Source organism: Paracidovorax konjaci, assembly GCF_900112675.1.
In the GTDB taxonomy this organism is placed as follows: domain Bacteria; phylum Pseudomonadota; class Gammaproteobacteria; order Burkholderiales; family Burkholderiaceae_C; genus Paracidovorax; species Paracidovorax konjaci.
In genome coordinates, this window is record NZ_FOMQ01000006.1 from 211,187 (window position 1) to 225,167 (window position 13,981).

10 protein-coding genes are annotated in these 13,981 nt (G+C 71.0%); 5 read left to right on the forward strand and 5 right to left on the reverse strand.

The annotated features are described in order from the left end of the window. Positions 1-53: 53 nt before the first annotated feature. From BM144_RS11360 to BM144_RS11375, 4 genes are all read right to left on the reverse strand, one after another. Entirely contained in the window at positions 54-1,118 is a 1,065-nt protein-coding gene (locus tag BM144_RS11360; RefSeq protein WP_092952245.1) for a branched-chain amino acid ABC transporter permease, read from the reverse strand. A gap of 150 nt (positions 1,119-1,268) precedes the next feature. Next, positions 1,269-2,198 carry a branched-chain amino acid ABC transporter permease gene (locus tag BM144_RS11365; RefSeq protein ID WP_092952247.1) on the reverse strand — a complete coding sequence of 310 codons (930 nt, stop codon included), beginning with the start codon at positions 2,196-2,198 and terminating at the stop codon, positions 1,269-1,271. 187 nt (positions 2,199-2,385) lie between these two features. Then, positions 2,386-3,177, reverse strand: a complete 792-nt coding sequence (locus BM144_RS11370; RefSeq protein ID WP_092952249.1) for an ABC transporter ATP-binding protein — start codon at positions 3,175-3,177, stop codon at positions 2,386-2,388. A gap of 40 nt (positions 3,178-3,217) precedes the next feature. After that, entirely contained in the window at positions 3,218-5,164 is a 1,947-nt protein-coding gene (locus tag BM144_RS11375; protein WP_092952251.1) for an AMP-dependent synthetase/ligase, read from the reverse strand. Positions 5,165-5,380: 216 nt separating this feature from the next. On the opposite strand from BM144_RS11375, the gene BM144_RS11380 reads away from it, so the two are divergent. From BM144_RS11380 to BM144_RS11390, 3 genes are all read left to right on the forward strand, one after another. After that, the gene (locus tag BM144_RS11380) at positions 5,381-7,111 is read left to right on the forward strand and encodes an ExeA family protein (protein WP_092952253.1); all 1,731 of its coding nucleotides are present in this window, start codon (positions 5,381-5,383) and stop codon (positions 7,109-7,111) included. A gap of 18 nt (positions 7,112-7,129) precedes the next feature. Beyond that, on the forward strand, positions 7,130-7,936 hold the full coding sequence (locus BM144_RS11385) for a general secretion pathway protein GspB (RefSeq protein WP_092952255.1): 807 nt from the start codon (positions 7,130-7,132) through the stop codon (positions 7,934-7,936). A 95-nt stretch (positions 7,937-8,031) separates the two neighbouring features. Then, positions 8,032-8,796 (forward strand): Crp/Fnr family transcriptional regulator, encoded by a 765-nt coding sequence (locus tag BM144_RS11390; RefSeq protein WP_092952257.1) that lies wholly within the window; start codon positions 8,032-8,034, stop codon positions 8,794-8,796. 28 nt (positions 8,797-8,824) lie between these two features. Here the strand turns inward: BM144_RS11390 and BM144_RS11395 are convergent, their stop codons facing one another. Further along, positions 8,825-10,450 carry a methyl-accepting chemotaxis protein gene (locus BM144_RS11395; protein ID WP_092952520.1) on the reverse strand — a complete coding sequence of 542 codons (1,626 nt, stop codon included), beginning with the start codon at positions 10,448-10,450 and terminating at the stop codon, positions 8,825-8,827. A 296-nt stretch (positions 10,451-10,746) separates the two neighbouring features. Between BM144_RS11395 and BM144_RS11400 the strand changes: the two genes are divergently transcribed. Next, complete coding sequence (locus tag BM144_RS11400) at positions 10,747-11,361, forward strand: methylamine utilization protein (RefSeq protein ID WP_245783629.1); 615 nt, start codon at positions 10,747-10,749, stop codon at positions 11,359-11,361. Next, a complete protein-coding gene (locus BM144_RS11405; protein ID WP_092952261.1) occupies positions 11,358-13,697 on the forward strand; it encodes a putative bifunctional diguanylate cyclase/phosphodiesterase in 2,340 nt (779 codons plus the stop codon). The genes BM144_RS11400 and BM144_RS11405 overlap by 4 nt, the downstream gene beginning before the upstream one ends. Positions 13,698-13,981: the final 284 nt, after the last annotated feature.

The window sequence follows — 13,981 nt, forward strand, 5'->3', positions numbered from 1 at the left end:
GGGGCACTCGGGTGGTGCGTTGGGGGAACGGGTGGGTCGGGGCGCGCAGGGCGTCAGTGCGGGAACGGCCAGATGCGCAGCTTCTGCCGCGCGGTGGACCACAGCCGCGCGAGGCCGTGCGGCTCCACGATGAGGAAGAACACGATCAGCGCGCCGAAGATCATGTGCTCCAGGTGCGTGGCGGTGCCGGTCGAGATCGGCAGCCCCAGCCAGTGCGGCACGTAGTTGAGCAGCAGCGGCAGCAGCACGATAAAGGCCGCGCCGAACAGGCTGCCCGCGATGGAGCCGAGCCCGCCGATGATGATCATGAAGAGCAGTTGGAACGAGCGGTCGATGCCGAAGGCCGCGGGCTCCCACGAGCCCAGGTGCACGAAGCCCCAGAGCCCGCCCGCCACGCCCACGATGAAGCTGCTCACCGCGAACGCGCTGAGCTTGGCGTACACCGGGCGGATGCCGATCACCGCGGCGGCCACGTCCATGTCGCGCATGGCCATCCACTCGCGGCCCACCGCGCCGCGCACGAGGTTTTTGGCCAGCAGCGCGAACACCGCGACGAACGCCAGGCACAGCAGGTATTTCTGCACGGGCGTGTCGATGCCGTAGCCCAGGATCTGCAGCGGGCCCACGCTCACCGAGCCCGACGACGAATCGTTGGTGACCCACTTCACGCGGTTGGTGAACCAGTCGGTGAAGAACTGCGCGGCCAGCGTGGCGACGGCCAGGTACAGGCCCCGGATGCGCAGGCTCGGGATGCCGAAGAGCACGCCGAACACGGTGGCGCAGAGCCCGCCGCCCAGCAGCGCGAGCAGCAGCGGCATGCCCTCGATGCGCACCTGCAGGTTGTAGGCCGCGTAGGCGCCCACGGCCATGAAGGCGCCGGTGCCCAGCGAGATCTGCCCGCAGTAGCCCACCAGGATGTTGAGCCCGATCGCCGCGAGCGACAGGATCAGGAACGGCACCGCGATGGCGCGGAAGAAATAGTCGCTGCCCAGCAGCGGCACGCCGACGAAGGCGAAGGCCAGCAGCAGCAGCAGCGCCCAGCGGTCCTGCGCGACGGGAAACAGCGCCAGGTCGGCCTGGTAGCTGGTCTTGAACTGGCCGTTCTCACGGTAGAACATGGTGCTTGGCTCCTTCTACCGGTTACACGCGGTCGATGATCTTGTACACGTGGGCGCGGGCTGCGCCCGCACAGTGCAGCCGATGGCCGCACTGCCCGGATTCGCGGCGCGAACCCGGTGCCGACTTCGCAAAATTATTGGTCGCGCACTTCATACGCGATCAATAATTTTGTCCCCAAACAAACCTTGCGGCCGGATGAGGAGAAAGCCCAGCGCGAGCACGTAGGCGAACCAGTTCTCGATGCCGCCTCCCAGGAAGGGCCCGAGGTAGATCTCCGAGACCTTCTCGCCCACGCCGATCAGCAGGCCGCCCACGATGGCGCCGGGCACCGAGGTGAGGCCACCGAGGATCACCACCGGGAAGGCCTTGAGCGCGACGAGCGAGATCGAGAACTGCACGCCGAGCTTGCTGCCCCAGATGATCCCGGCCACGAGCGCCACGATGCCGCCCACCGACCACACGATCACCCAGATGCGCGAGAGCGGGATGCCGATGGACTGCGCGGCCTGGTGGTCGTCGGCCACCGCGCGCAGCGCGCGGCCGGTGCGCGTCTTCTGGAAAAAGAGCGAGAGCAGCCCCACGAGCGCGGCGGCCACCAGGGCGGCGTAGAGGTCTTCCTTGGAGAGCAGCAGGCCGCCCTCGAAGGTGTTCTCCAGCACGATCAGCGGGTCCTTGGGCATGCCCACGTCGATCTTGTAGGTGCTGCTGCCGAAGATGAGCTGGCCCGCGCCGTCCAGGAAGTAGGTGATGCCCAGCGTGGCCATCAGGAGCGCGATGGGCTCCTGGTTGACCAGGTGGCGCAGCGCGAGCCGCTCCACGAGCCAGGCCACGCCCACCATGCATGCCACCGCCGCGCAGAAGGCCAGCAGGTTGGCCAGCAGTAGGCTGTCGAAGCCCAGCCAGCGCGGCAGCCATTCCGCGAAGCGCGCCATCGCGAGCGCCGCGAACAGCACCATCGCGCCCTGCGCGAAATTGAACACGCCCGAGGCCTTGAAGATCAGCACGAACCCCAGCGCCACGAGCGCGTAGAGCATGCCGGCCATCAGGCCGCCGAACACCGTTTCGAGAAAAAATCCCATGTTGGCTCCTGGTATCAGTCATTGATGGCGTGGACCGCCATGCGGGGCCTGCGAAACCGCCATGGCCTCATCCGCCCGAAGGCCGCGGAGCAGGCCATGCCAGCGGACGCCGTGGAACCGGCTTCGCCGGGCCACGGGCGTCGTCCCCCTGGAGGGGGAAGGCACCGCAGGTGACTCAGGGGGTGTTTCATGCTGTGGCGCCGAGGTAGGCGCGGATGACGTCTTCGTTCTCGCGCACCGATTGCGGCGTGCCGTCGCCGATCTTCTTGCCGTAGTCCAGCACCACGACACGGTCGGAGATGTCCATCACCACGCCCATGTCGTGCTCGATCAGCACGATGGTGGTGCCGAACTCGTCGTTTACGTCGAGGATGAAGCGGCACATGTCCTGCTTCTCCTCCACGTTCATGCCGGCCATGGGCTCGTCGAGCAGCAGCACCTGCGGCTCCATGGCGAGCGCGCGGCCCAGGTCCACGCGCTTTTGCAGGCCGTAGGGCAGCTGGCCCACGGGGGCCTTGCGCCAGGCCTGGATCTCCAGGAAATCGATGATGCGCTCGACCACCTCGCGGTGGCGGATCTCCTCGGCCACCGCCGGGCCGATGCGCAGCGCCTGCATCAGCAGGTTGCTTTTGATCTTCAGGTTGCGGCCCGACATGATGTTGTCGAGCACGCTCATGCCCTTGAAGAGCGCGAGGTTCTGGAAGGTGCGCGCCACGCCCATCTCGGCCACCTGGCGCGAGTTCATGTGCGCGAAGGTCTTGCCGCGGAAGGTGATGGAGCCTTCCTGCGGCGCATAGACGCCGTTGATGCAGTTGAGCATCGAACTCTTGCCGGCGCCGTTCGGGCCGATGATGGAGCGGATCTCGTGCTCGCGCACGTCGAACGAGATGTCGGTGAGCGCCTTCACCCCGCCGAAGCGCAGGCTGATGTTGCGCACGTCGAGGATCACGTCGCCGATCTTCTTGGAGGGGGTCGTCATGGCGTTGTCCGGTTCGCGGCGGCGGGTGCGGGCGCGGGCCTCAGGCGGCCTGCCGCACGGGCGGGAAGGTCTTCGCGTCCTCGATGCGCAGGGTGGCGCTCACGCGGCCCGTGCGCCCGTCCTCGAACTTCACCTGCGTCTCGATGTACTGCTCGGTGCGGCCCGCGTAGAGCGCATCGACCAGGGGGGCGTATTTGTCGGCGATGAATCCGCGGCGGACCTTGTTGGTGCGCGTGAGTTCGCCGTCGTCGGCGTCCAGCTCCTTGTGCAGCACGAGGAAGCGGTGCACCTGGCTGCCCGCCAGCAGGCCATCGGCCGCGAGGTCGGCGTTCACCTTCTCCACGCAGTCGCGGATCAGCGCCAGCACTTCGGGCTTGGCCGCGAGGTCGGTGTAGCCCGCATAGGGCAGGTTCTGCCGCTCGGCCCAGTTGCCCACGGCCTCGAAATCGATGTTGATCAGCGCGCAGGCCTTGTCGCGGCCATGGCCCAGCGCCACCGCCTCCTTGATGTGCGGGAAGAACTTGAGCTTGTTCTCCACGTACTTGGGCGCGAACATCGCGCCGTCGTGCGCGCCGCCGGCCAGGCGGCCCACGTCCTTCACGCGGTCGATGATCTTGAGCTGGCCGCTCGCATCCAGGAAGCCCGCGTCGCTGGTGCGGTACCAGCCGTCTTCCGTGAGCACCTCGGCCGTGGCCTCGGGGTTCTTGTAGTAGCCGCGCAGCAGGCCCGCGGACTTCACGAGGATCTCGCCGTTGTCCGCCACCTTGATCTCCACGCCGCGGATCGGCACGCCCACGGTGTCGGCATGCACGGCGTCGTCGGGCTGCAGGCAGACGAACACGGCCGTCTCGGTGGAGCCGTAGAGCTGCTTGAGGTTGATGCCGATCGAGCGGTAGAAGGCGAAGAGGTCGGGGCCGATCGCCTCGCCGGCCGTGTAGGCCACCCGCACGCGCGACAGGCCCAGCGTGTTGCGCAGCGGGCCATAAACCAGCAGGTCGCCCGCGGCATAGCGCAGCCGGTCCCACCAGCCCACGCGCTGGCCGCTCTGCAGCGCCGGGCCCACGCGGCGCGCCAGCGCCATGCAGGTGCCGAACAGCCAGCGCTTGAAGGCGCCCGCATCCTCCATGCGGATGGTGACGCTCGTGAGCAGGCCTTCGAAGATGCGCGGCGGCGCGAAGTAATAGGTGGGCCCGATCTCCTTGAGGTCGATCGACACCGTGGCCGCCGATTCCGGGCAGTTGACCACGTAGCCGCAGGCCAGCCACTGCGCATAGCTGAAGATGTTCTGCCCGATCCACGCGGGCGGCAGGTAGGCCAGCACGTCCTCGGCGGCGGTGAGCCGGTCGAACTCGGCGCCGGCCGTGGCGCGGTCGAGCAGCGTGGCGTGCGTGTGCACCACGCCCTTGGGGTTGCCCGTGGTGCCCGAGGTGAAGAACATCGCGGCCACGTCGTCCGGCTGCACGGTGTCGGCGCGCCGGGCGAGCCAGCCCGGCGCGGCGTCGGCGATGCGGGCGCCCGCTTCGAGCAGGCCGTCGATCGAGCCGAGGCCCGGCTCGCCGTAGTTGCGCAGGCCGCGCGGGTCGTCGTAGTAGATCTGCGCGATGGCCGGGCACTGCGCGCGGATCTCCAGCAGCTTGTCGACCTGCTCCTGGTCCTCCACCACGCAAAAGCGCACCTCGGCATTGGTGAGCGGGAACACGCACTCGGCGGCCACGGCGTCCTGGTAGAGCGGCACGGGGATCGCGCCCAGCGACTGCGCCGCGAGCATGGTGGCGTAGAGCCGCGGGCGGTTCGCGCCGATCACCACCAGGTGCTCGCCGCGGGCGAGGCCCGCGGCATCCAGCCCGGCCGCCAGCCGCTCGACCATCTGCGCGAGCCGCGCCCACGGGGTGGTCTGCCAGATGCCGTATTCCTTCTCGCGCAGCGCAGCCGCCTGGGGGCGCTCGGCCGCGTGGCGCAGCAGCAGTCGGGGAAAGGTATCGCTCATGCCGGTTCCTGCCGATGGTGGAGGGGAGCGGGGGCGGGGGCTGCGCTTTCGGCAGGCCCGCATCCGCAGGGAATGCCACGGATGGTAGGAACCGCTTTGACGCCGGCTTGTCTTGCCGACGACAATTTCGGGGAAACTCCTGACGGGTGTAACCCTGCCCGGCGTGCCGGGGCCGCGCGTGGCCGGTCGCTTTTGCGCGGGCGGTATCCTCGCCCCATGTACGCCCCGTTTTTCGGCCTAGAGCACGCGCCGTTTTCCATCGCGCCCGATCCGCGCTACCTGTTCATGAGCGACCGCCACCGCGAGGCGCTCGCGCATCTGCTCTACGGACTGGAGGCGGGCGGCGGCTTCGTGCTGCTCACGGGCGAGATCGGCACGGGCAAGACCACGGTGTGCCGCTGCTTCCTGGAGCAGATCCCGGCGCACTGCAACGTGGCCTATGTGTTCAACCCCAAGCTCACCGTGGGCGAGTTGCTGCGCTCCATCTGCGACGAGTTCGGCGTGGTCCATGCCCCCGCGGTGCCGGGCGCGGAAACCGTCAAGGACTGCCTCGACCCGCTCAACGCCTTCCTGCTGCGCGAGCATGCGGCCGGACGCAACAACGTGCTCATCATCGACGAGGCCCAGAGCCTCGCGCCCGAGGTGCTGGAGCAGTTGCGGCTGCTGACCAACCTGGAGACCAGCGAGCGCAAGCTGCTGCAGATCGTGCTGATCGGCCAGCCCGAGCTGCGCACCATGGTGGCCGATCCGGCGCTGGAGCAGCTCGCCCAGCGCGTGATCGCGCGCTTCCACCTGGGGGCGCTCACGCCGGACGAGACCCGCCAGTACATCGCGCACCGGCTGGCCGTGGCGGGGCTGAAGGGCCCGCTGCCGTTCAGCGCGCGTGCGCTGGAGCGCATCCACCAGCGCGCGCGGGGCGTGCCGCGGCGCATCAACCTGCTGTGCGACCGTGCGCTGCTGGGCGCCTATGCGGGCGGCGTGCGCGAAGTGGACGAGGCCATCGTGGAGCGCGCGGCGCAGGAAGTGTTCGACGCCACCCCGCCGGCTCCTGCCGCCGCGGCACGCGCGGGGCGCTGGCCGCGCTGGGCGGTGGCGGGCGCCGGGGCGCTGGCCGGCGCGGCGGTCATCGCGGGCGTGGGCTGGAGCCAGGGCTGGGGGCCGCAGACCCGCGGTGGCAGCGGTGGCGCGGCGCCCGCGGCGCGCAGCCAGCCGGCCGGAGCGTCGGTGGCCGTGCAGGCGCCCGCGAGCGCGCCGGCATCGGCCGGCTCTGACGCGGCGCAGCCGGCGGCCGATGCGCGCGCGCCTGCGGCGCTGTCGCCGCTGCAGGGCTTTCTGCGGGCGGCGCTGCCGGCACCCGAGGATGCGGCCTGGCGCGCGCTCGCGGGCGCCTGGGGCGTGCGCGACGGCCAGGACGGCGGCGATGCCTGCGAGGCCGTGCAGCGCCAGGGCCTGCGCTGCTACCGCCAGCGCCGGGCAGGACTGGCGCTGCTGCGCCAACTGGACCGCCCGGGCCTGCTGACCCTCTACACCGCCGCGGACGAAGCCGTGCCCGTGGTTCTCTCGCGTTTCGACGCCGCGCGGCAGATCGCGGTGCTGGAGAGCGGCGGGCGGCGCCTGGAGGTGTCCGCCGCCGATCTTGCGCAGGCCTGGCGCGGCGAGTTCGCGACGCTGTGGCGCGCCCTGCCCGGGTTGCCGCCGGGCGGGGGCAACGTGGCCGCGTCTCCGGCGGCGCTGGCCTGGCTGGACGCGCAGCTCGCGCGTTCCGTGGCGCCGCCCGAGCCCGCCGCCGCGCTGGCCGCCGGCAACGCCGCCACGCAGCGGCGTGCACGCATCCACCGCTTCCAGATGGCCCAGGGCCTGGTGCCCGACGGGCGCGCCGGCCCGCTCACGCTCATGCTGCTCAACCGCGCCGCCGGCGTGGACGAACCGCGCCTGCACACTCCCTGACCCGGATCCGATCTTCGTATGTCCTACATCCTCGATGCCCTGCGGCGCGCCGAAGCCGAGCGTGGCCGTGGCGCCGTTCCCGGCCTGCACACCCCTGCGCCGCCCCCGGCGGGCGCCTGGCCCCCGGCCGCGGCCCCCGGCCGGCACCGCCGCACGGCCCTGTTCGTGGCCATGGCGGTGCTGCTGGCCGGCGGCGCCGCCGCGGCGGCCTGGTGGGCCGCGACGTCCCCGCGCACCCCGGGCGAGCGGACCGCTGCGCTGCCGGGCACCGGCGAAAGCCCCGGCGCTGCGGCCCTGCCCAGGCCTGCGGCACCCATCGCGTCTTCCGCGGCCGGCACGGCGCCTGCGGTGCCGGCATCGGCCGGCACGCCCCCGGCCGCCGCCGCGCCCGCGCCGCGACCAGCACCAGCACCAGCACCAGCACCAGCACCAGCACCAGCACCAGCACCAGCACCAGCACCAGCACCAAGGGTTGCCGCCGTGCCGAAAGCCCCGGCACCCGCGCCCGCGAAGGCTGCCTCTTCTCCGGGCGGGGCGGCCGTGCCCGCCGCCCCGGCGGTGCAGCCGGCCGCGCCGGAGGCATCCGTCCGGCCCGCGACGGTGGCCTTGCGCGATCTGCCCGCGGGCGTGCGCGAGCAGTTTCCGGCCCTGCAGATCAGCGGGGTCACCTATTCGTCCAATCCGCTCTACCGCATGGCCATCGTCAATGGGCAGGTCCTGCACGAGGGCGATGCGCCGGTGGCGGGACTGGTGCTGGACCGCATCGAGCCGGACCGCATGGTCTGGCAGTTCAGGGGCTACGCGGTGTCGATGCCGTCGCGGTGAATGCCCGCCGGGCGGGGCCGGGCGGGGCCGGGCGCCCGGGCGCCTCGTGGTTTACCCGCTGCCAGGGCGCTCGCGCTCTCCGCCATGCTCGGCGCATGCACGATGACCTGCCCCTCCACCAGCGCCGCCGCCGCCCGACGGAGGCCGAGCTGCAGGGGATTCCCTGGCTGTCGTCGCTGACCTCTGCCGAGCGGGAGCGTGCGGCGCAGGCGTTGACGGTGGGGGATGCGCAGGTGGGCGATTTCGTGTGCCGCCGGGGCCGGCCGGTCACCTACTGGTTCGGCGTGGTCGAGGGGCTGCTCAAGATGAGCACCGACAACGCGCAGGGCCAGACCATGACCTTCGCCGGGGTACCGCCGGGCGGCTGGTTCGGCGAGGGGACGGCCGTGAAGCGCGAGCCCTACCGCTACGACATCCAGGCGCTGCGCCGCAGCGTGGTGGCGGGTCTGCCGATCGACACCTTCCACTGGCTGCTCGACCATTCCCTCGGGTTCAACCGTTTCGTGATGCAGCAGCTCAACGAGCGCCTCGGCCAGTTCATCGCGGCGCGGGAGATCGAGCGCCTGGGCAGCCCCGATGTGCGGGTGGCGCGCGGGCTGGCGGCCTTGTTCAACCCGCTGCTGTATCCCGGCGTGGGTGAAGTGCTGCGGATCACGCAGCAGGAGCTGGCCTACCTGGTGGGCCTGTCGCGCCAGCGCGTGAACGAGGCGCTGTCCGCGCTGCAGGCACAGGGGGCGATCCGCGTGGAATACGGGGGGCTGCGCGTGCTGGACCTGCGCGCCCTGCGGGAGAACGTGTTTGCCGCCGCGACCGGAGGAGGGGCGCAGGGCGGCGAGAGCCCGGCCGCCGCCGGGGCCTGACAGGGCCCCGGCCACCCGGCCCGGCCCGTCAGCCGGGCAGCGCGGGCGTGGCCAGCGTGGAGGACACTTCGCCGGGGGTGCGCTGTAGCCGGAAGGCGCCCACCATTTCCGTGAGGCGCCCGGCCTGCTCCTTCAGGCTGCCCGCGGCGGCGCTGCTTTCCTCGACGAGGGCGGCGTTCTGCTGCGTCATCGTCTCGAGCGCGCTCACCGACTGGCTGACCTGGCCGAGGCGGTCGCTCTGTTCGTGGGCCGCGGTGGTGATCTCACCCATGATGGAGGACACCTGTTGCACCGATTGCACAAGCTCCCCGATGGTGGTGCCGGCCTGGCCGACCAGCGCCGTGCCTTCCTGTACCTGGCCCGCGCTCGCGAGGATCAGGGCCTTGATCTCCCGTGCGGCTTCGGCGCTGCGCCCCGCCAGGGCGCGCACTTCGCCCGCCACCACGGCGAAGCCGCGGCCCTGCTCGCCCGCGCGGGCCGCTTCCACGGCCGCGTTCAGCGCCAGGATGTTGGTCTGGAAGGCGATGCCGTCGATCACGCCGATGATGTCGGCGATCTTGCGCGAGCTGGCGCTGATGACGTCCATGGTGCGCACGACCTGCGACACCACTTCGCCGCCGCGCGCGGCGACCTGCGCGGCCGAGGCCGTCATCTGGTTGGCCTGGCGCGCGGCGTCGGCCCCCTGGTGCACGGTGTGGGTCAGGTCCTCCAGTGCGGAGGCGGCCTCCTGCAGGTTGCTGGAGGTCTGCTCGGTCCGGTGGCTCAGGTCGAGGTTGCCCGAGGCCACCTCGGAGCTGGCCAGCAGGATCGAATCGGCCGTGGTGCTGATGTGCCCGACCAGGGAGCGCAGGCGCTCCTGCATGGCGGCGATGGCCTCCAGCAGCCGGCCCGTCTCGTCCTGGATGCGTACTTCCACCCGCGAGGTGAGGTCGCCCCGCGCGATGCGCTCGGCCACGACCACGGCGCGGCCGATGGGCTGGGTGATGGTGGCCGTGGTGCGCCACGCGATCAGCAGGCCCAGGGCGATGGCCAGCGCCACGAGTGCACCGCCCGTCACGCGCGAGCGGGTCTGCGTCTGCTCGGCCGCGGCAGCGGCCTCGGCGTTGAGGGTGTTCTGCAACTCGACCAATTGGACGAGCTTTTCCCGCCAGACGGCCTCGGGCGGCGCCACCCGGGTCATGAGGCCCAGCGTGGCGCTCACCGTGTCGCCGTCCGTCACCAGCTTGAGCGCGCCTTCCAGTTCGGGGCGGGTCTTGCGGGCCTGGGCCTGCACGTCGGCCAGCAACTGGCGCTCGTCGGAGGTGGCGCCGCTGCTGTCCAGCAGCGCCGTCAGCTCGGATTCCTGCTTGCCGTAGCGCTGCAGGATCCCGGAGGCCTTGCGCGCCTGGTCCTCGGCATTCTTGGGGTCGATGTCGCCCAGCATGGCGGCAGAACGCGCATGCAGGCCGGTGGCGCTCACGGTCTGCAACATGTCGTTGGCCAGCCGCGCCTTGGCGGCGCCCACGCCGGTGATCTGCTGCAGTTGCCGGTTCATGCCCGAGGTCGACAGGTGCCCCAGGACGGCGACGGCGACCACGAGGGCCAGCATGCAGCCGAATCCCAGAAAGAGGCGGCGCGAAATGGAGAGGGAGCGGAGGAATGAGACAGCCTGCATGGTGTTTTCCCGGACCGATCGGCCCATCGTCGACGAGTTCACTGCAAGATGAGTGCCAATGGAGACTCTGGTGTTGTTACAAATAGCCGGCACATGCCGCGCGCTTCGCTGGCATGCTCCGCACTGTTGAGACAGGGTTCGGTGGTTTCATTGGAGCACTCCATTTCCAGCTTCTGCCATCGGTTCTAGCTATTGAATTCATAGCTTGTTTGAAGACTTTGCTTATCCTGCCAGACTCCTGACCGGCTACGCCGGAAAGCGGCGATTTTGTTACATATGCGTGCTGAGGTGACGTGATGAAAACAGGTGTGACGGCGTTGGCGGCGGCGCTGGCCATGTCCCTCTGGGGCGGAGGGGCCTCGGCGGCGCTGGTCCAGGTGCAGATCCAGGATGGTGCGGGCAAGCCGCTGCCGGGCGCTGTCGCGTTCCTCGATTCGGTGCAGGCCAAGCGGCAGGCCAAACCCCTCGCGGCTGCCGAAGTGGCCCAGGAGAAGCGGCGCTTCGTGCCCGATGTCCTGGTGGTGACGGCGGGCACGTCGGTTCAGTTCCCCAACCACGACACGGTGCGCCACCACGTCTATTCGTTCTCGCCGGCCAAGAAGTTCGAGCTGAAGCTCTACTCCGGCGTGCCCGCCAATCCCGTGCTGTTCGACCAGCCCGGCGTCGTGGTGCTGGGCTGCAACATCCACGACCAGATGGTGGGCTGGGTGCTGGTGGTCGAGACCCCTTATTTCGCGCGCTCCGAGGCCTCGGGCGGCGCGCGCATCGACAAGGTGCCGCCCGGCGAATACACGCTGCGCGTATGGCACCCGGGCCTGCCGGTCGGCGCGCCGGCACAGGCGGTGCCGCTCGTGGTGGCCGAGCCCGGTGGCGCGCCGGTGGCCGTGCGGCTGGCGGGGGTGGTGCCGTGACCTGGAGCGCCCTGGGCCGCAGCCTGATGTTCCGGCTGGCGGCCATCTCGCTGCTGTTGCTGCTGATCGTGCAGGCAGCAGGTTTCGCGGTGGTGCGCGCCTCCATCGAGCGCAATGCGCGCGTGCAGATCGCCCGGGGGCTGGATTCGGACGAGCGTGTCTGGCGGCGCCTCATCAACCAGAACGCCGAGCGGCTGCAGCAGGCCTCCGCGCTGCTGGCGGCCGACTACGGGTTCCGCTCCGCCGTGAATTCGGGCGACGCGGAAACCATCGAATCCGTGCTGGAGAACCATGGCGGGCGCATCGGCGCGGCCGTTGCCGCGCTGCTCGACACGCGCATGCAGCTGGTGATCTCCACCATCTCGCACATTCCGGGCGACCACCGCGCTGCGCTACGCGGCGTGGTGCCCGCGCTCACCGCGCATCCGCAGGGGAGCCAGATCGCGGTGGTGGGCGGCATGCCCTACCAGTTCGTCATGGTGCCGATGCGCGCGCCGCTCGTGATCGGCTGGGTGCTCATGGGCTTTCCGATCGACGAGACGCTGGCGACGGAGATGCAGCAGCTGCAGGCGGTGGACGTGGCCATCGTCGTGCGGCGCGCGGAGGGCAGCGTCGCCGTGCCCGTGAGCACGCTGCCCGCGGGAGACCGGGAGGTGCTGGCCGCGCTGCAGGGCGAAAGCGAGGTTCGCATGGGCGCCGGCACCATGCTGGTCCGCACGGTGGGGATGGAGAGCGTCAACGGCGACAGCCGGGCGCTGCTGCTGCGCTCGCTCGACGAGGTGCTCGACCCCTATCGCCAGCTGCAGTTGCTGCTGGGCGCGATCACGCTGGGCGGCGTGGTGCTCTTCGCGCTGGGCTTCGCCATCATGGCGCGGCGCGTGGCGACGCCGCTGCGTTCGGTGGTGGCCGCCACGCAGCGCATCTCGCGCGGCGACTACGAAGTGCCGATCGAGCACACGCGCCGCCGGGACGAGATCGGCAACCTCGCGCGGTCGTTCGACCGCATGCGCATCGACATCGCGACCCAGCAGGGGGAGATCCGCCGCCTGGCCGACACCGACCGGCTCACCGGCGTGCCCAACCGGGAGCGCTTCCGCCGCATGCTGATGGAAGCCCTGCAGCACGGGGAGCGCCTGGGCGAGCCGCTGGCCGTCATCGCGCTCGACCTCGACCGCTTCAAGCACGTCAACGACGTGCTGGGCTATGCGCTGGGCGACCGGCTGCTGCAGGCCGTGGTGGCCCGCATCGGCGCGCACCTGCGCTCGCCGCACGATCTGGTCGCGCGGCTGGGGGGCAACGAATTCGCGCTGCTGATGCCCGCCGCCGACATGGCCGCCGCGGTGGACATGGCGCAGCGCATCACGCGCGCGTTCGAGTCGCCGCTGGCGTTCGACGACCAGATGGTCGACTTGAGCGCGGGCATCGGCATCGCCTGCTGGCCCGGCCCGGCCGGCGATGCCGACACGCTGCTGAGCCACGCCGAGATCGCCATGTACGCGGCCAAGCGGCGCTTGAACGGTGCGCTGCTCTACGACCCTTCGATGGAGTCCTCCAGCGCGGGAGGCCTGTCGCTGCTCTCCGAACTGCGCCATGCGGTCGAGGCGGGCGAGCTGCGCCTGTTCCTGCAGCCCAAGCTGGGCCTGAACGGGCAGTCGGGCTGCGGCGCCGAGGCGCTGGTGCGCTGGCAGCACCCCGCGCGCGGCCTGGTGCCGCCCATGCAGTTCATCCCGTTCGCCGAGCAGACGGGCTTCGTGCGCCAGCTCACGCTCTGGGTGTTCGAGGAGGCCGCGGCCTACCTGGCGCGGCCGCAGGTGCGCCCGCTGGGGCTGCGCATCTCGGTCAACCTCTCCACGCGCGACCTGATGGACCCGGAGCTGAGCACGCGGCTGGAAGCCATCATGGCGCGCCACGGCGTGGCCGCCGGCGCCTTCTGCCTGGAGATCACCGAAAGCGCCATCATGGACGATCCGGAGCGCGCCGAGGCCACGCTCAACCGCCTGTCCGCCCAGGGCTTCAAGCTCTCCATCGACGATTTCGGCACGGGCTATTCCTCGCTGGCCTACCTCAAGCGGCTGCCCGTGGATGAATTGAAGATCGACAAGTCCTTCGTCATGGGCATGGTGGTGGACCACGGCGACGAGCAGATCGTGCGCTCCACCATCGATCTCGCGCACAACCTGGGCCTGTCGGTGGTGGCCGAAGGCGTGGAGTCCGGCACCATCCTGGACCGGCTGCGGGCCCTGTACTGCGACGAGGCGCAGGGCTACCACATCGGCCGGCCCATGCCCGCCGACGACTTCCTCGGATGGCAGGCCACGGCCGCCGCGCCAAAATAGCGCCATGTCCGATCCGTCTTCCCGTTCCCGCCTGTCGCTGCCCCCGGGCGGCGCCCGTGCCGGCCAGCCCGCGTCTTCTTCCGCGCCCGGTGCGCCTTCCTCCCCGCCCCGCAAGGGTGGCGCACGGCCTCCGGGGCGGTTCACCCTGCGCTCGACCGAGGCCGCCGCGGCCCCCGCGGTCCGGAGCGCCGCGCCGCCGCCGGCCCCGCGGGCGGCCGGTGGCCCCGCCGCCGTGCGCGCGCCGGCACCGGCGCGCCCGGACCGGGCCCCCGCCGGCCCGGGGC

What these genes read in the sequence shown, in the direction of transcription:
- BM144_RS11360 (WP_092952245.1), bottom strand. Translation starts at nt 1,118, where the DNA reads ATGTTCTACCGTGAGAACGGCCAGTTCAAGACCAGCTACCAGGCCGAC.
- BM144_RS11365 (WP_092952247.1), bottom strand. Translation starts at nt 2,198, where the DNA reads ATGGGATTTTTTCTCGAAACGGTGTTCGGCGGCCTGATGGCCGGCATG.
- BM144_RS11370 (WP_092952249.1), bottom strand. Translation starts at nt 3,177, where the DNA reads ATGACGACCCCCTCCAAGAAGATCGGCGACGTGATCCTCGACGTGCGC.
- BM144_RS11375 (WP_092952251.1), bottom strand. Translation starts at nt 5,164, where the DNA reads ATGAGCGATACCTTTCCCCGACTGCTGCTGCGCCACGCGGCCGAGCGC.
- BM144_RS11380 (WP_092952253.1), top strand. Translation starts at nt 5,381, where the DNA reads ATGTACGCCCCGTTTTTCGGCCTAGAGCACGCGCCGTTTTCCATCGCG.
- BM144_RS11385 (WP_092952255.1), top strand. Translation starts at nt 7,130, where the DNA reads ATGTCCTACATCCTCGATGCCCTGCGGCGCGCCGAAGCCGAGCGTGGC.
- BM144_RS11390 (WP_092952257.1), top strand. Translation starts at nt 8,032, where the DNA reads ATGCACGATGACCTGCCCCTCCACCAGCGCCGCCGCCGCCCGACGGAG.
- BM144_RS11395 (WP_092952520.1), bottom strand. Translation starts at nt 10,450, where the DNA reads ATGCAGGCTGTCTCATTCCTCCGCTCCCTCTCCATTTCGCGCCGCCTC.
- BM144_RS11400 (WP_245783629.1), top strand. Translation starts at nt 10,747, where the DNA reads ATGAAAACAGGTGTGACGGCGTTGGCGGCGGCGCTGGCCATGTCCCTC.